The sequence below is a fragment of the Daejeonella sp. genome (assembly GCF_044348475.1).
GTDB lineage: Bacteria > Bacteroidota > Bacteroidia > Sphingobacteriales > Sphingobacteriaceae > Daejeonella.
In genome coordinates this window covers 41771-59394 of the sequence record NZ_JBIKSU010000001.1, presented here as the reverse complement: position 1 = coordinate 59394, position 17624 = coordinate 41771, and the positions used below count along the sequence as shown (strand labels likewise).

17 protein-coding genes are annotated in these 17624 nt (G+C 34.8%); 10 read left to right on the top strand and 7 right to left on the bottom strand.

Annotated features, from left to right (window positions below; genetic code table 11):
* Positions 1 to 19: 19 nt before the first annotated feature.
* The gene (locus ACIQZ6_RS00275) at positions 20 to 1756 is read right to left on the bottom strand and encodes a phospho-sugar mutase (RefSeq protein ID WP_395807032.1); all 1737 of its coding nucleotides are present in this window, start codon (positions 1754 to 1756) and stop codon (positions 20 to 22) included.
* A gap of 165 nt (positions 1757 to 1921) precedes the next feature.
* Between ACIQZ6_RS00275 and ACIQZ6_RS00270 the strand changes: the two genes are divergently transcribed.
* Both ACIQZ6_RS00270 and lysA read left to right on the top strand, forming a co-directional pair.
* Complete coding sequence (locus ACIQZ6_RS00270; protein ID WP_395807030.1) at positions 1922 to 3235, top strand: aspartate kinase; 1314 nt, start codon at positions 1922 to 1924, stop codon at positions 3233 to 3235.
* Positions 3236 to 3270: 35 nt separating this feature from the next.
* Positions 3271 to 4419, top strand: a complete 1149-nt coding sequence (gene lysA / locus ACIQZ6_RS00265; protein ID WP_395807028.1) for a diaminopimelate decarboxylase — start codon at positions 3271 to 3273, stop codon at positions 4417 to 4419.
* A gap of 84 nt (positions 4420 to 4503) precedes the next feature.
* On the opposite strand, the gene ACIQZ6_RS00260 is transcribed toward lysA, so the two are convergent.
* Positions 4504 to 5718: an acyl-CoA dehydrogenase family protein gene (locus ACIQZ6_RS00260; RefSeq protein WP_395807026.1), complete on the bottom strand. Its 1215-nt coding sequence runs from the start codon at positions 5716 to 5718 to the stop codon at positions 4504 to 4506.
* Between the two features lie 238 nt (positions 5719 to 5956).
* Here ACIQZ6_RS00260 and ACIQZ6_RS00255 point away from each other — a divergent pair, with 238 nt between their 5' ends.
* On the top strand, positions 5957 to 6142 hold the full coding sequence (locus ACIQZ6_RS00255; RefSeq protein WP_395807024.1) for a DUF551 domain-containing protein: 186 nt from the start codon (positions 5957 to 5959) through the stop codon (positions 6140 to 6142).
* 164 nt (positions 6143 to 6306) lie between these two features.
* On the opposite strand, the gene ACIQZ6_RS00250 is transcribed toward ACIQZ6_RS00255, so the two are convergent.
* Together ACIQZ6_RS00250 and ACIQZ6_RS00245 are read right to left on the bottom strand one after the other, a co-directional pair.
* The gene (locus ACIQZ6_RS00250) at positions 6307 to 6522 is read right to left on the bottom strand and encodes a hypothetical protein (protein WP_395807022.1); all 216 of its coding nucleotides are present in this window, start codon (positions 6520 to 6522) and stop codon (positions 6307 to 6309) included.
* 408 nt (positions 6523 to 6930) lie between these two features.
* Positions 6931 to 7686 (bottom strand): DUF1080 domain-containing protein, encoded by a 756-nt coding sequence (locus ACIQZ6_RS00245; protein WP_395807020.1) that lies wholly within the window; start codon positions 7684 to 7686, stop codon positions 6931 to 6933.
* A gap of 134 nt (positions 7687 to 7820) precedes the next feature.
* Here ACIQZ6_RS00245 and folB point away from each other — a divergent pair, with 134 nt between their 5' ends.
* Positions 7821 to 8186: a dihydroneopterin aldolase gene (gene folB, locus ACIQZ6_RS00240; RefSeq protein ID WP_395807018.1), complete on the top strand. Its 366-nt coding sequence runs from the start codon at positions 7821 to 7823 to the stop codon at positions 8184 to 8186.
* 158 nt (positions 8187 to 8344) lie between these two features.
* Positions 8345 to 9655 carry a nicotinamide mononucleotide adenylyltransferase gene (locus ACIQZ6_RS00235; RefSeq protein WP_395807016.1) on the top strand — a complete coding sequence of 437 codons (1311 nt, stop codon included), beginning with the start codon at positions 8345 to 8347 and terminating at the stop codon, positions 9653 to 9655.
* Positions 9656 to 9680: 25 nt separating this feature from the next.
* Here the strand turns inward: ACIQZ6_RS00235 and ACIQZ6_RS00230 are convergent, their stop codons facing one another.
* The gene (locus tag ACIQZ6_RS00230) at positions 9681 to 10172 is read right to left on the bottom strand and encodes a YajQ family cyclic di-GMP-binding protein (RefSeq protein WP_395807014.1); all 492 of its coding nucleotides are present in this window, start codon (positions 10170 to 10172) and stop codon (positions 9681 to 9683) included.
* Between the two features lie 80 nt (positions 10173 to 10252).
* On the opposite strand from ACIQZ6_RS00230, the gene ACIQZ6_RS00225 reads away from it, so the two are divergent.
* The 3 genes from ACIQZ6_RS00225 to ACIQZ6_RS00215 all read left to right on the top strand — a co-directional run bounded on the left by ACIQZ6_RS00225 (position 10253) and on the right by ACIQZ6_RS00215 (position 13951).
* Positions 10253 to 10894 carry a hypothetical protein gene (locus ACIQZ6_RS00225; protein WP_395807012.1) on the top strand — a complete coding sequence of 214 codons (642 nt, stop codon included), beginning with the start codon at positions 10253 to 10255 and terminating at the stop codon, positions 10892 to 10894.
* A 116-nt stretch (positions 10895 to 11010) separates the two neighbouring features.
* Positions 11011 to 13065: a polyphosphate kinase 1 gene (ppk1, locus tag ACIQZ6_RS00220; RefSeq protein ID WP_395807010.1), complete on the top strand. Its 2055-nt coding sequence runs from the start codon at positions 11011 to 11013 to the stop codon at positions 13063 to 13065.
* A gap of 4 nt (positions 13066 to 13069) precedes the next feature.
* Positions 13070 to 13951 carry an exopolyphosphatase gene (locus ACIQZ6_RS00215; protein WP_395807009.1) on the top strand — a complete coding sequence of 294 codons (882 nt, stop codon included), beginning with the start codon at positions 13070 to 13072 and terminating at the stop codon, positions 13949 to 13951.
* Position 13952: 1 nt separating this feature from the next.
* On the opposite strand, the gene ACIQZ6_RS00210 is transcribed toward ACIQZ6_RS00215, so the two are convergent.
* Both ACIQZ6_RS00210 and ACIQZ6_RS00205 read right to left on the bottom strand, forming a co-directional pair.
* On the bottom strand, positions 13953 to 14582 hold the full coding sequence (locus ACIQZ6_RS00210; RefSeq protein ID WP_395807007.1) for a phosphatase PAP2-related protein: 630 nt from the start codon (positions 14580 to 14582) through the stop codon (positions 13953 to 13955).
* A gap of 143 nt (positions 14583 to 14725) precedes the next feature.
* Positions 14726 to 16006 carry a murein hydrolase activator EnvC family protein gene (locus ACIQZ6_RS00205; protein WP_395807005.1) on the bottom strand — a complete coding sequence of 427 codons (1281 nt, stop codon included), beginning with the start codon at positions 16004 to 16006 and terminating at the stop codon, positions 14726 to 14728.
* 143 nt (positions 16007 to 16149) lie between these two features.
* Here ACIQZ6_RS00205 and ACIQZ6_RS00200 point away from each other — a divergent pair, with 143 nt between their 5' ends.
* Together ACIQZ6_RS00200 and ACIQZ6_RS00195 are read left to right on the top strand one after the other, a co-directional pair.
* Positions 16150 to 17340, top strand: coding sequence for an MFS transporter (locus ACIQZ6_RS00200; RefSeq protein ID WP_395807003.1), 1191 nt, complete (start codon positions 16150 to 16152; stop codon positions 17338 to 17340).
* Positions 17324 to 17539, top strand: a complete 216-nt coding sequence (locus ACIQZ6_RS00195) for a DUF3820 family protein (protein ID WP_395807001.1) — start codon at positions 17324 to 17326, stop codon at positions 17537 to 17539. The genes ACIQZ6_RS00200 and ACIQZ6_RS00195 overlap by 17 nt, the downstream gene beginning before the upstream one ends.
* Positions 17540 to 17624: the final 85 nt, after the last annotated feature.

Sequence of the window (17624 nt, the reverse complement as noted above, 5' to 3'; positions counted from 1 at the left end):
TTGAATGACAATTTTAAATTTAAACCGCCAAATCTTTCATAATGCTTTCAATCTTTTCTTCAAGAAGCTTGTCTTTTTTGCTGAACTCATTTTTATCAGGAAGAGCAGTTTTTACGCTGCAATAAAATTTGATTTTAGGTTCTGTGCCTGATGGCCTTGCAGAAATAATAGATCCATCTGCTGTAATGAATTGTAATACATCAGATTTTGGATAATCCAAAGGTTTTTCGGATCCAGATAATAAGTCGGTTTCTCTCCCTAGTTCATAATCTTTCAACCTCACTACCTTTGACCCCCCCAGTGTTGATGGTGTATTGGTTCTAAAGCGTTCCATGAGAGCTTTAATTTCTTCAGCACCAGTTTTGCCTTTTTTGGTTATAGAAACGAGTTTTTCCTTATAAAAACCATATTTTTCATACATATCCAGCATGGCCTGGTATAAACTACTTCCCTGATCCTTGTAAAATGCGGTCATTTCTGCGATGAAGGCACAAGATATTACAGCATCTTTATCTCTTACTAGTTCACCAACTAGATAGCCATAGCTTTCTTCGCCTCCTGCAATAAAAAGTTTCTTGCCTTGTAGTTCGGTTATCAAGGCTCCAATCCATTTGAATCCGGTTAGAGTTTCGTAGAAGCCTACATTCTTTGATAATGCAATATCCTCAATTAGCTTAGTAGTTACCACAGTCGATACCACATATTCATTTCCTGTAAGTTTCCCTTTTTGTTCCCAGGCACTTAGTAAATAATTGATTAGTAAGCTGCCTGTTTGATTGCCATTGAGTAAAATAAACTCACCTTCATTGTTTTTTACTGCAATACCAACACGGTCAGCATCCGGATCTGTAGCTAAAACTAGATCAGCATCTATATTCTTTGCTTTGGCTAAGGCTAAAGTTAGGGCCTCTTTTTCTTCAGGATTTGGATAGATAACCGTTGAAAAATTTCCATCTGGAGTAGATTGCTCTTCAACAATGTGGATATTTTTAAATCCAAATCGAGTTAAAGCAGCTGGAACAAGGGTAATGCCTGTTCCGTGAATAGGAGAGTAAACAATTTTGAGATCTTTTTGTCTTTCAATAGCCTCCATAGACATGGAAAGTTCTGCTATCTTTTCTAGGTATAACTCGTCTAGGCTTTCATCAATCAGTTCAATATTTTCTTCAATTCGGTTAAATTTAACCAAATCAATAGTGCTAATGGCAGAAACTTCATCCATAACCATTTGGTCATCAGGTGATGTAAACTGACCACCATCCCATCCATAAGCCTTGTAACCATTGTATTCTTTTGGATTATGAGATGCCGTGATCATTACTCCACTTTTGCATCCTAACTGTCTGATGGCAAATGAAAGTTCAGGAGTAGGTCTTAATTCCTTGAAAAAATGCACATGAATGCCATTTGCTGAAAATACTTGGGCTGTTATCTGTGCAAAATAATCAGATTTGTTTCTGCTATCGTGAGCAACTGCTACACTGATCTTTTGACCGGGGTATTTTTTTAGCAGAAAGTTTGATAGCCCTTGCGTTGCTGATCCGATTGTATATTTATTGATGCGATTACTACCTGGACCCATTATTCCTCTAAGTCCGCCTGTTCCAAACTCTAGATCTCTGTAGAATGAATCGGTAAGTTCCAGAAATGACTCAGAATTCAGTAATCTATTGATTTCATTTTTTGTGTCGCTATCATAATTGCCTTGAAGCCAATCATTGATTTTATTTAATACGGAAGTTTCCAGCTCGTGCATAATTATTAATGGTTAATTGTGTTCAAATACGATCAGAAACGATCAATGGTAAACCCGCCAAATTAAATTTTGTTTGGCATGAAAAATAGAATGCTTTTTTCTATTTTTAACAACTAATTGCACAAGTATAATTATCATTTGTTGCAATTTAAAATTCTAGATTTAATGAAGGTATTAAAGTTCGGAGGAACATCGGTAGGAAGTCCCGATCGTATTAAAAAATTATTAGACATTATTAACCCAAAAGATAGGCAGATAGTTGTTCTTTCTGCTGTTTCGGGTACTACAAACAGCCTTTTAGAAATTTCCCAGGCTTATCTTGGAACTGAGAAGCAGAAAGCTACTGAACTGATCAAGGCATTAAAGGATAAGTATGAGATTTTTATAAAAGAACTTTTTGCATCTGCTGAAGGGTTTGAACAGGGTAAGGATCTTATTGATTATCATTTTAATTTATTAACATCATTTGCCAATGAGCATTTCACAAGTATTGAAGAAAAGGTCATTCTTGCTCAAGGAGAACTGATATCTACCACACTTTACCATATTTATTTGAATGAAATTGGCGTAAGGTCAATACTCCTTCCTGCACTTGATTTTATGAAAATTGATGAGGATAATGAGCCGCTAATTCCTTTTATTTCTGAAAATTTGCAGTTGCTTCTTGATAAATATCCTGAAAACACCTTATTTATTACTCAGGGTTATATATGTCGTAATTCGTTTGGAGAGATCGATAACCTGCGTCGTGGAGGAAGTGATTATACCGCTTCATTGATTGGAGCAGCAATTGCAGCTCAAGAGGTACAAATATGGACAGATATTGATGGCATGCACAATAATGATCCAAGAATTGTAAAGGGTACAAAGCCAATCGCGGTTTTGTCTTTTGATGAAGCAGCTGAGCTTGCCTATTTTGGTGCAAAAATACTGCATCCACAGAGTGTATTTCCTGCTCAAAAATATAAGGTTCCTGTTCGTTTATTGAATACAATGGAGCCTAAAGCACCTGGAACATTGATCACTAATGAAAGTGAGCGCGGAAAAATCAAATCTATTGCTGCAAAAGACGGCATTACTGCAATTAAAATTCAATCTAGCAGAATGCTACTTGCTTACGGTTTTTTAAGAAGAGTTTTTGAAGTTTTTGAACGTTACAAGACTCCAATAGATATGATTACCACTTCAGAAGTAGCTGTTTCAGTTACCATTGATGATACTCAGCATTTGGAAGAGATCATGCAGGAACTGACTAGTTTTGGTACTGTTGAGGTTGATTATAACCAAACGATTGTTTGCGTTGTTGGTGATTTTGGTGTAGAAAAACATGGTTTTGCAGCACGCGTACTAGAGGCAATTAAGCATATTCCCTTACGTATGATCTCGTATGGCGGGAGTAATTATAATATCTCTATATTGGTTAAAGATAGCGATAAAGTGGAAGCACTGAGATCTTTACATAGCCGTTTATTTGAATAGAATACAGATCTGCTAGCGCAGGTATAAATATATATATGTTAAGTAAGGATACGATTTCGCGATTTAAAAATTTAGAAACACCATTTTACTATTATGATCTGGAACTGCTAGATCAGTCTTTAAACACCTGTAAATTAGCTGCAGAAAAATTTGGTTTTCATGTGCATTATGCATTAAAGGCTAATTTCAATGAACAAATTTTACACGCTGTTAAAAAGATAGGTTTTGGGGCTGATTGTGTTAGTGGAAATGAGGTAAAAAAAGCAATTGAAATTGGTTTCGATCCTGGGAAAGTTGTTTTTGCCGGTGTTGGTAAATCAGATCAGGAGATTATTGAAGCGTTGAATAGTAATATTTACTGCTTTAATATAGAGTCGGTGCAGGAACTTGGTATTATCAATAGCCTAGCAGCTGAGTGTGGAAAAACTGCAAGTGTTGCTATACGTATTAATCCTAATGTAGATGCACATACCCATCAGTATATCACCACTGGGCTTGAAGAAAATAAATTCGGTGTGAATCAGTGGGAGCTTGACTCATGCATTGAACAGCTGAAAGCTTGTCCAAACCTAAATCTTATTGGTATACATTTCCATATTGGTTCCCAGATTACCAATTTGGAGGTTTTTAAAAGTTTATGTGTTAAAGTGAATGAGCTTAATTCTTGGTTTGAAGACCATGGTTTTCAATTACAAATTTTAAATGTTGGTGGAGGCTTGGGTGTTGATTATCATGCGCCTGATCAAAATCCTATTAACGATTTTGAGAGCTATTTTACAATTTTTAATCAGTTTTTAGAGCGTAAAAATCATCAGGAAGTTCATTTTGAATTAGGTAGAGCTCTGGTTGCACAGTGTGGAAGTCTGATTAGTAGAATTCTGTATGTGAAAAATGGACTTAAAAAGAATTTTTTGATTTTGGATGCTGGAATGACCGAATTGATGCGGCCTGCTCTTTATCAAGCATTTCATAAGATAGAAAACATTAGCTCACTTGCTGATGTCCATGTTAAATACGATGTAGTTGGCCCTATTTGTGAAAGCACAGATTGCTTTGGTAAAGAGGTTGAACTTCCTGAATCTGTTCGAGGTGACCTCATTGCTATTAGAACCGCCGGTGCGTATGGAGAAGTGATGTCTTCGGGATATAATCTCAGAGAACGCGTTAAATCAGTTTACTCCTGATGTAGATTAATCTAATAATTCTATTTTGTGTTGTTAGTAAATTAGCCGATTTTCAATTCTTATTAATTGTTGCAGTTTTCTAATTTATTCAAATGCATTCAAACCCGTTATATCCATTCCTGTAATAAGTAAATGAATGTCATGCGTTCCCTCATAAGTTACAACTGATTCTAGGTTCATCATATGTCTCATTACTGGATATTCGCCAGTGATACCCATACCTCCAAGTATCTGTCTTGCTTCACGTGCAATAGTGATTGCTGTTTCTACACTGTTTCTTTTTGCCATTGAAATTTGAGCTGGACTAGCTCTGTTCTCATTTACTAATACACCTAAACGCCAAACTAGAAGCTGTCCTTTTGTTATTTCTGTAATCATTTCAGCAAGCTTCTTTTGTTGAAGCTGAAAACCACCAATTGGGCGGCCAAACTGAATTCGCTCTTTTGAATAGCGAAGCGCTGTGTCATAACAATCCATTGCTGCACCTAGGGCTCCCCATGCTATTCCATAACGCGCTTGATTCAAGCATCCTAATGGACCTTTTAGGCCTTTTACATGTGGTAAAATATTCTTTTTAGGCACTTTTACATTATCGAAAACCAGCTCGCCACTTGCAGAAGCTCTTAAACTCCACTTACCATGTATTTCGGGTGCACTAAAGCCCTCCATTCCTTTTTCCACTATTATACCTCGTATAATTCCTTCTTCATCCTTTGCCCAAACAATCGCAATATCAGCGAAAGGAGAATTTGATATCCACATTTTAGATCCATTAAGCAGATAATAATCACCCATATCCTTTATGTTAGTGATCATACTGCCTGGGTCAGAGCCATGGTCAGGTTCAGTCAGTCCAAAGCAGCCCATGAATTCGCCAGTGGCGAGTTTTGGGAGATAATGCATTTTTTGTTCTTCAGATCCGTAGGTATAAATAGGATACATAACTAATGAACCCTGTACAGAGGCTGTAGAACGAATTCCTGAATCGCCTCGTTCAATCTCTTGCATGATCAATCCATAAGAAATGTAGTCTAGCCCGGCTCCACCATACTTTGTCGGAATTGTAGGCCCGAATGCGCCAATTTCTGCAAGTCCGGGAATGAGATGGTTAGGAAATAAAGCCTTTTGAGCAAAATCTTCAATGATTGGACTCACTTCTTTCTTTATCCAGCTACGAGCACTATCCCGAATTAACTTATGCTCCTGGCTTAATAGATCATCTATAAGATAATAATCAGGTGCTTCATAAAGATCTTTTTTGGATGATTTGTGAATAGGGTTGCTGTCTGAACTTTGCATAGACTTTGGTTAGTTTTTCAAAATTACGAAAATAGGTTTGAAAATTTGATTGTAATACCATTGAATAAGGCAGCAATAGTTAAAATGAAAATTAGTACATGAATTTTATAAAAACAAAGCGAAATGCATTGTTTATCATGCTTAGGTTATATTAAGCCATGTTCAAAAATCAAAAAGATTTGCTTTAACATTACTCATCTGATTGTCCATTTTAATAATAGTTTAATATCTTTATAATATGATTTGGAAATTGGTTAAAGACGAGTTGCCTGAGCAGGCAAAAGATGTATTATTATTTGATGGTGGTCAAATTTATTTTGGTTTTTACAGTGAGATCTACAATAAATTTGTAGTTGCAGATGATAAAGTGGAGTTAGAAGATTTTACTCACTGGATGACTTTGCCTGAATTCCCTTCAAAATAAGTCTTTTTATAAGCAAGGTTTTTAAAATACCTTGTTATCTGAATTTTAAGGATTGTAATGTTCTTATCATGAATAAAATTGAATTTTTAACATGAAATAACTAATACATTCCCTAAAATAGATTTGCATTGAACAATTGATTGAGGATATTAAATCTTTAACTACTAGATTTTTCTCTCGTTTTGTTTGCTAGGTGGTTTTAATTCTGGCGGGGTTGATGAAAGTTCGCCATTTTCATTGACATAAGCCATCATGTCTTCCAATTTTCCACCTGTAGAATTTTGTTGACGTTCCTGTTTACGATGTTCTTTATCTTCCTTCTTTTTCGCTCTATTTTTTTCGAGTTGCTTTTTCATGAAGGTAGCCTGTGATTTAGCCATATATTGTAGTTTTAAGTAAAAAATTACTATCCGGTTATATTTCGCTGCTGAAAGATAAAGAGAATTCGACTAGGAGAATAAATCAGGTTAAGGATTTGCTGTTTATGAAACAGTGATGTCCAATATCCAGATTTGACGAATTAATCTGCAGTTGTGAATAAGGAATAGCTAATGCTTTAATCGCAAAATTACGAATTTTAGAGGAGAAGGGCAAGTAATTACTTTTTTTAACTATTCAAAACTAACGGATAATACAAGGATTTGAGATAGGACTCTTATTATCAGTTTATTGACCCATTGAAATTATTGACTAAACTTAAAGATCATAGCAGAACTGGCAAGAATTTTTAAAGCAATGCCAGTTCTGTTATTTGTATGAAATGGTAATCAAATTAAGATCCTGTTTTTTTATAGTTCTCTTATCCAGATATTACGAAAACTTATTGGTTCGCTTGGATCGCCATGGTCTTGCAATTTTATTGGCGATGGGCCGTGTTTTTTATAAAATGGTGCACCAATATATACCGTTTCTCCTTTTATCTCAACATTGTTCTGTATAAGAATTCCGTTATGTAATACCGTAACTCTTGCTGCAGTTTTCAAGCTTCCGTTGTCATTAAAAACTGGGGCAGTCCAAACGATATCGTATGATTGCCATTCTCCAGGTTTTTTAGATGCGTTTACCAGCGGAATTGCTTGCTTATAAATACTTCCAGCCTGACCATTGCTGTAGGTTGAGTTATTGTAAGAATCAAGCAATTGAAGTTCATAACCGCTATCACCTGTGCCTGTTGAAGCCAAAAACAGTCCGCTATTGCCTCTTGCTTGTCCACTTCCAGTAATATTTGCTGGTATTAACCACTCAATATGTAACTGATAATTTAAAAAGGATTGTTTTGTTTCGATATTTCCAGTCCCTTTATTTACCGTAAATATATTGTCCTTAACCGTCCATTTTGCTGCTGATTTGTCTTTAACGGTTAGCCATTGGTTTAGATTTCCACCATTGAACAGAATGATTGCATCTGCTGGTGTATTTTGAAAACTCACTATTTTAGGTACTGGCGTCCAAGCTTCTGTATCTTTTGGGTTTGCGCTTTGTTGGGCATTAACACTATTAAAAGCAACTATTAAAATTGCATTGAATAAAAATGTACGTTTCATAGTTTAATTTTTTTGAAAATAAATGAATAACTAATTCTGAAATGAAGATAATATTTTCTAATCTAATTCTTGTTTTATTTATTCTGATGACACATTCAACCTAGATGTGCCTTAAATAATATATTTTTGTATTTATGGGAACAATCAGTCAAAAAGTTAGTTTAGAAGGTGCTCGCTTTTTTTCGTTTCATGGATTTTATCCAGAAGAACAAGTATTGGGCGCCGAATTCATTCTAGACATTGATACTATGTTGAATGTACATGGTGATGGAGAAGATGATCTATCTAATACAGTCAATTATGTACGCTTGTTTCAGATCGCATCTGATGAGATGGAAATCCCCAGAAAATTAATTGAAACCGTGGCTCATGGAATATTAGACAGAATAAGACATGAATTTTTAGCTGTTCAATACATCCGTGTATCTATCCGTAAAATGCATCCTCCTATGGGAGCAGAAGTAAAAAACTCAGCTATTGAATTGATTTTTAAAAGATAATATGCAATTCTGAATCCTTTCAAGATATTCTAAAAAAAATGTCTGTTTTGATGCTTTATCGTTCCTCCATTTTAGAAATTGGAAAATAGGAATCGAAACTGCTTGCCTTTTCTGTTTCTAAATTAGAGCATAAAGTACAAAAAGTGTAATTTTGCGCCATGCCGAGAGAAATTTTAGAAAACAAGAGGAAAGCACTTAAGATAAATTTAGATGATGCAATTTATGGAACATTTGCTGAGATAGGGGCCGGACAAGAGGTTGCCAGAAATTTCTTTACTGCTGGTGCAGCATCTGGTACCATTGCAAAAACTATGTCGGCATATGATATGGTATTCAGTAATTCTATTTATGGTACTGAAGAGTCTGGCAGATATGTTTCAGAGTCGCGTCTTGATAAAATGATTCAGCATGAATTTGAGCTTTTATCTGAACGCTTAAATGGTCCAAAATATTCTGATAAAACTTTTTTTGCGTTTGCGGATACAGTAACAACACTGAATTTCAACAAAACAAATGACCCTCATGGTTGGCTTGGAATTAGATTTCAGTTAACTCCTGGTGGTCAACCAAATGATATTGTTTTTCATGTCAGGTTATTAGACAGCGATTCTAGTTTGCAACAAAATGTACTCGGCATATTAGGAGTGAATCTTGTTTATGCAGCTTATTTTTATCATGATAATATTCAATCTATGATCGAATCATTGGTTGATAATTTAACTATTGGTTCAGTTGAAATAGATTTAATTAGTTTAAGTGGTCCGCATTTTAAAAATGCGAATGATAGGCTTGTTAATCTTTATTTAATTGCAAAAGGATTTTCTGGCGCAGCAATTTTTGATAAAGATGGACAGGCGCGTCAATCAAAAGATGTACTGTATAAAAAAGATGTCATGATTTTGCGTACAAAGTTTGGTCAAAAGTCAACTCCAAATTTTGATCTCTTTAACAGAGCCGTTGAACAATTTAAGCGTACTCAAAAGGTTAATGATAAGAATATCATTGTGATGATTGAGGTTTTAATGACTAATTTCCTTGATGATAAATCTGAACTTGGAAATGCAGAGCTTGAGAATTTTGCCAAACGTGCTGAAGAACTCTGTGCTACAGGGAATTATGTAATCGTTTCTGATTTTACCCGTAATCACAAGCTTGCCCAGTATTTATCACGATGTAGTCCTAAAAGTGTTGGTATTTCTACAAATATTGCCAACCTAAAGAATATTTTTAATTCAAATAATTATAGTGAAAACTATACAGATGAACTTTTGGCTTACATCAGTGATCTATTCAGTAAGAATGTGAAGTTGTACGCCTATCCATACCTCGACAATAAAAACAATCAAATTATTACTACCCGGAATATGCCCGTTTCAAATGAAGCCAAACATTTGTTCGAATTCCTTATCCAAAATGGTTATATATTGGATATTGATGAATACGATACCAAATTTGTAAAAACGGTATAAATTAAATTGAAATTTTAATCTTCGATTAATTTCGCATGTTAATGTATTGTAAGGGTTGTCCGAAATCTTCAGTCCGGCATAAAGATATAACTGCCTGCAAATCATCAATCTTCTTGCCCTGCACCCTTAACTGGTCATCCATGATTGAAGCTTGAACTTTTAAGCCACTGTCTTTTATCTTTTTGACTATTTTTTTAGCAACCTCTTTATCTATGCCTTCTTTAATCTTTATTTCTTTGCGAAGCATATTGCCGGAAGCATATTCTTCCTTTCCTAGATCCATACTTCCTGGGTCAAGGCTATGTTTTACCATTCGCGAAATGATCGCATCCTGAATAGCTTTTAGACGCATATCATTTTCTGTAACGATCGTTATTTCATTCGATTTTTTATCGAGTTCAATTGTACTTTTGGAATCGTTGAAATCGTAACGGTTGAGAATCTCTTTTTTTGCTGTATTTATTGCATTATCGAGGGTCTGACCATCAATCTTACTTACTATATCAAATGTTGGCATAATTATTATTCTATTGGTAAAACAAAGATTAGTTAATATATTTAAATAATTCCAAAATTACAATCATTAATAGAAAAATCATGAAAACAAATAAAGTAAAAACCTCTGTAAAAACTGAGAAAAAAACACCTAAACAGGTAGTTAAAAAAGAGTTGGAAGCTTCAATTACAAATAAGTTTTTGGAAGCTTTGAAAAGTCTGGGTCATGATGCAGATAAATTTTCAAAAGATATTAAAAAGACAAGTAAAGAGCTTGCAAAAAAACTTGCCAAAAAATATACTGAAGTAAAAACTGCGGTTGAAGAAAAGTTAGATAGTAAATCAACTGAAATCAAAATTAAAAAGATTAAAAGACCAATTACAGTTTCAACCAAGAAAGCAGTAGCTCCAGTAAAAAAGGCAGCTCCAGTAAAAAAGGCAACTCCAGTAAAGCCAAAGGCAGCTCCAAAACCAGCAGTAATTTCACTGAAGCCAAAGGCGGTAAAAAAGAGTACTCCAAAAATTGTAAAGTCTATTGTGTCTAAGAGTAAAGCCACAGCGGCAAAGAAAACAACAAAGTCTCCGGTTAAAAAAGCGGTCATCACTAAACCTGCAGTGGTTAAATCAATACCTTCTTTAGCAAAAAAAGTAGTTGCAAAAAAGCCATTAGTTAAGAAAGTGAAAGCTACTGTTGCACCGGTTGCAAAAAAAACTAGTAAGAATAATAAAACTACTCCAAATTAATTAAGCCATTGAACATCTGGCGACAGACTTAATGAGAACTTAATATTTAATTAATATTTATTTTTGATTTTTACAGTCCCGTCTTCCAGGAAACGGGACTGTTTATTTTTTATGAAATGCCTAAGAATATTCCGCTTATAAATCGTGAAGTTAGCTGGTTATCGTTTAACGATCGGGTATTGCAGGAAGCGGCTGATAAATCTGTTCCCCTGGTTGAACGTATTCGGTTTCTAGCTATTTTTTCATCCAATCTTGATGAGTTTTATCGGGTCAGAGTGGCCACCCTTAACAGGCTTTCAAGTTTAAATACCAAGTCAAAAGAATTCTTGGGTTTTAATCCGCGCAAAACGTTAAATGAGATCAAAACAATTGTTGTTCGTCAGGAACGCAAGTTTAATCATCAGTATAACGATGTGATTCTCAAAGAACTTGAGCAAGAAAAAATATTCATAATCAACGAAAAACAGTTAAATGTTTCGCGCGGCTTATATGTAGAAAAATATTTCAGAGAAAAGGTGTTATCAACATTAGTGCCTGTGATGATTGATAAGAATCAAACTTTTCCGGAATTAAAAGACCGGGCCATTTATTTTTTTGTAAGACTTGTTCAGAAAAAAAATATTGAGAAATCTAGGTTAGCCCTGATTGAAATTCCAACTAATGGATTAAATCGGTTTTTGGTGCTTCCTGAAACTAATAATTTGAAGTTTATTACCTTGATTGATGATATCATTAGATATTGCTTGAATGATATATTCTTTATTTTTAAGTACGACCAGATTGAATCTTATTCTATTCAGCTTACCCGCGATGCTGAACTAGATCTAGATAAGCATGTGAGTGAGAAGTTCATTGAAGCTTTAACAAAAAGTTTGAACAAAAGGAGCAAAGGACGACCAATGCGTTTATTATATGATAAAGAAATGCCATTGGATATGCTTAAATACTTGGTGGATAAACTCGATTTGAGTACAGACGGGTTAATTCCGGGTAACCGATATCATAATTTCAAAGATTTTATAGGCTTTCCTAATGTGGGTGGCCCTGATCTGGAATATCCCAAAATGCCTGCGCTACCCGTTAAAGATCTATCTAGTATGAGCAGTATTTTTGTGCAGATAGCCAAAAGAGATTATCTGATAAACTTACCTTATCAGTCATTTGATTACATTATTCATTTTTTAAGGGAAGCTGCAATTGATCCTAAAGTAAAAGAGATTAGCATGACTTTATACCGTCTGGCTGAAAACTCAAGGGTAATACATGCATTGATTAATGCAGCAAAAAATGGTAAAAAGGTTTATTGTTTATTAGAATTGAAAGCAAGATTCGATGAACAGGCTAATATATTCTGGACAAATAGACTTGAAGAGGAAGGTGTGATTGTTAATTACGGTATACCTGACTACAAGGTCCATTCAAAAATTTGTTTGGTAAAAAGACAGGAAAGCGGGAAATATGTTTTCTATGCAAATCTTGCTACGGGTAATTTCAATGAAAAAACAGCTGGATTGTATTGTGATCACAGTCTATTTACTGCCAATTCACAAATTACCAGCGAACTTGTCAAGTTATTTGAAGGTTTACAAACAGATACCTTTTTTAAGGGATACAAATATTTGATTGTTTCGCCTCTTGAGAGTAGATCAAAATTGAATGAGCTGATTAACCACGAGATTAAAAATGCCAAATCAGGTAAAATTGCGTTTATCACCTTAAAGATGAATAGTTTAACCGATGAAGAGGTAATCGGTAAACTGTATGATGCCAACAATGCAGGGGTGAAAATTAAGCTGATAATTCGTGGTATGTGCAGCTTAATTCCTGGAGTTACAGGATTTAGTGAAAACATTGAGGTATTTAGCATTATTGATAGGTTTCTTGAACATGCTAGAGTTTGGATTTTCGCAAATTCTGGAGAAGAAAAAGTGTACCTTACTTCTGCTGATTTAATGGCGCGAAATCTTGATAATCGGGTTGAGGTTGGTTTTCCAATTCTTGACCAAGAAGTAAAATCAGAGATCCTTAAAATTATCAATATTCAATTAATGGATAATTCAAAGGCCAGAGAGATTAACCAGCTTAATAATAATCGTTATCGTAAAACTGGAACCAAAATATTAAGCAGGGCTCAGACAGATATCTATACCTATTTAAAATATAAGAAATAACACATTGAGATACGCCGCTATAGATATAGGATCAAATGCTATCAGACTTTTAATAGCTGATATTCTGCAAAATGGTAAAGTAGTTTCTTTTAAAAAAAATACACTCATCCGCGTGCCAGTGCGACTAGGAGATGATGCATTTCTTGATAAGAAGATTTCAGTTAAAAAGATCCAAGAGCTAGTAAAGACAATGGTCGCTTTTCGTCATTTAATAGATGTGTACAAGGTTAGTGATTATATGGCTTGTGCCACATCGGCAATGCGCGAAGCCAGTAATGGTTCATCAATAGTATCTTTAATTAAATCTGAAGCAGGAATTGATTTAGAAATTGTTGAAGGCCAAAGGGAAGCAAATATTATTTATGCAAGTCATATTGAGGAGAGTTTGGATCATAAAAAGAACTATTTATATATTGATGTAGGAGGTGGTAGTACAGAACTTTCTGTGTTCAGTAAGGGAGAAATGATTGCCTCGCGTTCATTCAATCTTGGGGGTATAAGGATTCTCGACAATCAGGATAAAGATGAAACCTGGGCAGACATGAAGGAATGGGTAAAGCAACAGGCGCAGACTAATAAAAATCTGTCGGGTATTGGTACTGGAGGAAACATTAATAAATTATTTAGAATGGCCGATCAAAAAGATGGAACTGCTATTACTTTTATAAAGCTAAAATCTATCTATGATTACCTGAATTCATTCTCATTAAAAGACAGAATCAATGTTCTGGGGCTTAACCAAGATAGGGCAGACGTAATTATACCTGCAACAGAAATATACCTGAGTGTTATGAAGTGGGGTGGTGTAAAGCAAATATTTGTCCCTAGAGTAGGTCTTGTAGATGGGATAATTCAGCTTTTAATTGACAAAAATTTCGCCGAATAATTTAAGACGCAACGATTTTTTTTGAACCAATCCATAGAAAATAGGTGATAACAGGTGCCATGACAACATCCATGGTATAATGAACATGCTGAAGCAATACCGCAATACCAATAACTATGGTAGCTATTAAGGCTAGAATTTTATCTGTTCTTTTCTTCAGACATAAAAACATCAGAAACATTGCCGCTGTATGACCTGAGAAAAATAAATCTTTTGTTATGAATTTTGGACCATAAAATTGATTGCTGATCGGATCATGGATAGGAATTAAATCAGCTGGAGCATTCAGGGGTATAAGACCAATAGACACAAACCTGGATAAATTGATCAGGATAAAGCCCCAAAGAAAGGTTAGAAATATATTAGGATCTTGCTTAAATCTACTGAATGTTAATAAGGTCATTGACCAGATAACTGTAAATATATAGATAGAGAGGTCATAAGCAGGCAGCCATGACAACAAATAATCATTAAAACTGATACCATTTCTTTGTTCTATGGCCTGATAAAAAAAAGGCAATGAAAGCAGAATAAAAGAAATAAGAATTAATCCGGTTATTAATTTTTTTCTGTAATCAGAAGATTGCCAGTTAATTTTCCATAAACCGACAGTAGCTATTTGTTCAGACATTTATATTTTTTTAAAGCGAGCAAATTTACAAGTTTTAATTTTTATCAAGACAATTAATATGGTTTTTTTAAAATTCGATTAGAATTAAATCGTTAATAGCCTATTTTGATTGATTATTTTTATGTAATCTAAAATCTATCTTTTTAAAGAATCCAGCTAGATGGATTAACTGGAGTTCCACCTTTCCAGATCTGGAATTGCATTTCTGTTACACCCTCCGACTGATCTGTTGCAACTGTTCCAATAGATTGTCTTGCTTGAACCTCTTGTCCAGCTGAGACACTCACATTTTTAAGTTTCGAATAAATAGAAAAATATTCTCCATGCCTGATGATCACAGTGTACGTGTTAACCAGAAAAATAACTTTACTCACTTTCCCGCCATAAACTGCTGAAACAGTAGCACCCGGTTCAGTTTTTATATTTATTCCTGGGTTAAAAATAGTGACATTATTGTATTTATGCTGGCCAAATCCCTGAGTTATTATTCCTGATGCCGGCTTTTGTAAACGGCCCCTGCTTCCCAAGAATGAAGAAGAAAGTTTTGCATCTGCCGGACTAGATGCTAATATTGAAGAACCTTTAGCTTCAATACTGGTTTTCTTTTCATTGCTAGATGATTCTGAAATCTTTTCTTTTGTAAGTTTTGCTTTTGCTGCGGCTGCCAATCTTTCACGCTCAGCAGCTTTTCGCTGTTCTGCTAAAATTTCTTTACGTATAGCTGCTTGAATAGCATTATTTAAGTCGGAAGCCTCTTTTTGTTTTTTAGTCAACTGCTTTTGAAGATCTTTTTGCTGTTTGGTTAATGTTGTTAATATTTTGGATTGCTGAATCTTATCTTTTCCTAGAGTTTGTTTCTCTGAGATCTGATCCAATAATAAGCTGCTTTTTTCCTTTTTATTATGATCCAGAACAGAAATTTCTTTCTTTAAAATTACTTGAGTGCTCTGAATATTGCTGGCCTGCTTTTTCCTGAATTGTCCTGCCTGCTGAATATATTTTAACCTCATATAGGCCTGATTAAAATCATGAGAAGCAAACAGGAACATTAATTTATTGTAAGCTCCCTGATTTTTGAAAGCAAATTGAATCATTTTTGCATATTCAGCCTTCAGCTTGTCTAAATTTGATTGTAAACTCTTTACCTCGGTTGTATTGCTGATAATTTTACTATCGAGCATTCTGATCTCCGAATTTATAGTCTGGATCTTTTCTTCCCTTAATCTGATCTGTGTATTTAATAAATTGATCTGATTCAGCGATAGTTTTTTGCTTTTATCAATTTTATTTCTGCTTTTCTTGAGCTGTTCAATTTCTTTATTGATCACATCTTTGCGCTTTTTAAGAGCCGAGCTGCTTTGTGAAAAAGCAGAGGTAACACTGATCATTAAAGCTAAAAAGATGATGAATTTAAGCAGACGCATAGATGGTTAATTTGCGTGGCAAAACTATTAACAATAGATGAAATACTGCCATTATTTCTCATAATAATATTTCAGGTATTAACCGTCTTTATTTCAATAATTTGGTTGAAATTCTTATTACTTTTGCTAGGCACACGCAATTTATGCCTTCTCTTAAGCACCCCATCTATACCATTCAATTTGCTCTTCTCTGTTTGAGTTCATTCTTATTTTCAGCGAGCTTCAATATGCTGGTTCCAGAATTGCCAGCATATCTGAGTAGTATGGGCGGTGCAGAATATAAAGGATATATTATAGGCCTTTTTACCATCACAGCCGGAATTGCCAGACCTTTTAGCGGGAAGCTTACCGATAAGATTGGTCGTGTTCCAGTAATGGCCGTAGGCTCATTGGTTTGTGTTGTTTGCGGGCTATTGTATCCGCTTTTGACTACTGTTGCAGGGTTTTTATGGCTTAGGTTGTTTCATGGATTTTCAACAGGGTTTAAGCCTACAGCAACAGCTGCTTATGTTGCAGATATAGTTCCTGCAAATAGATGGGGCGAGGCAATGGGAATTCATGGCCTTTGTTTCAGTACCGGTTTAGCAATCGGTCCGGCTATTGGTAGCGAATTAACAGAAAGAATCTCTATTAATGCACTATTTTATTGTTCTTCCTTTATTGCCTTATTATCGATCATCATCTTGATGAATATGAAAGAGACTATCAAAAAGAAAGAAAGTTTTAACTTTTCAATGCTCAAGATGCATCGCAAAGAATTGATTGAATTAAGGGTATTGCCTGGTGCTTTTGTCACGTTTCTTTCCTACCTCAGTTATGGAGCTATTCTTACCGTAATTTCTGACTGGGGAACTCATCTGGGAGTGGTAAATAAAGGCCTCTTTTTTATGGTATTTACTATTTCATCCTTGCTAATTCGGTTTTTATCTGGTAAAATGTCTGACCGTATTGGGCGAGTCAGTATCATAAAATTATCTTTATTTCTTTTGGTAATCGCAATGATTATGATTGCAAGATCAGATTCAGCATTTTTTCTGATGTTTTCTTCAGCAGTTTATGGAGTCGCAACTGGAATGTTATCGCCTGCAATAACTGCCTGGATAGTTGACTTAAGTCATCCTGAGTATCGAGGAAAAGCTATTGCAACTATGTACATAGCTTTAGAAGCTGGAATTGGATTGGGTGCTTTTGTTGCAGGTGCGCTCTTCATCTCAGATGTAACCATGATACCCTTAACTTTTTATGTGATTGGTGCATTAACCTTGCTGGCCTTAATTTATCTTCAATTCATATATAAACCTGCAAAGGTTAAAGATCATGCAATTGAATCCTGAGATCCTGAATGAATTAGTAAGCATGAGAATGCCTTTTGGTAAATACAAAGGCAAATTAATATGCGATCTTCCAGAATTTTATCTTGTTTGGTATGAATCTAATGGGTTTCCACAAGGTAAGATTGGGATATTACTTGCAACAATGTATGAAATTAAGCTCAATGGATTGGAATACCTGTTAAAACCATTGAGAAAATAAGTTGTTCTGAAAGGCCAATGAATCGGTTCAGGCTATTTATTGCTAACAATATTAGTATATTCTATCTATATTTGGTTCATAATCT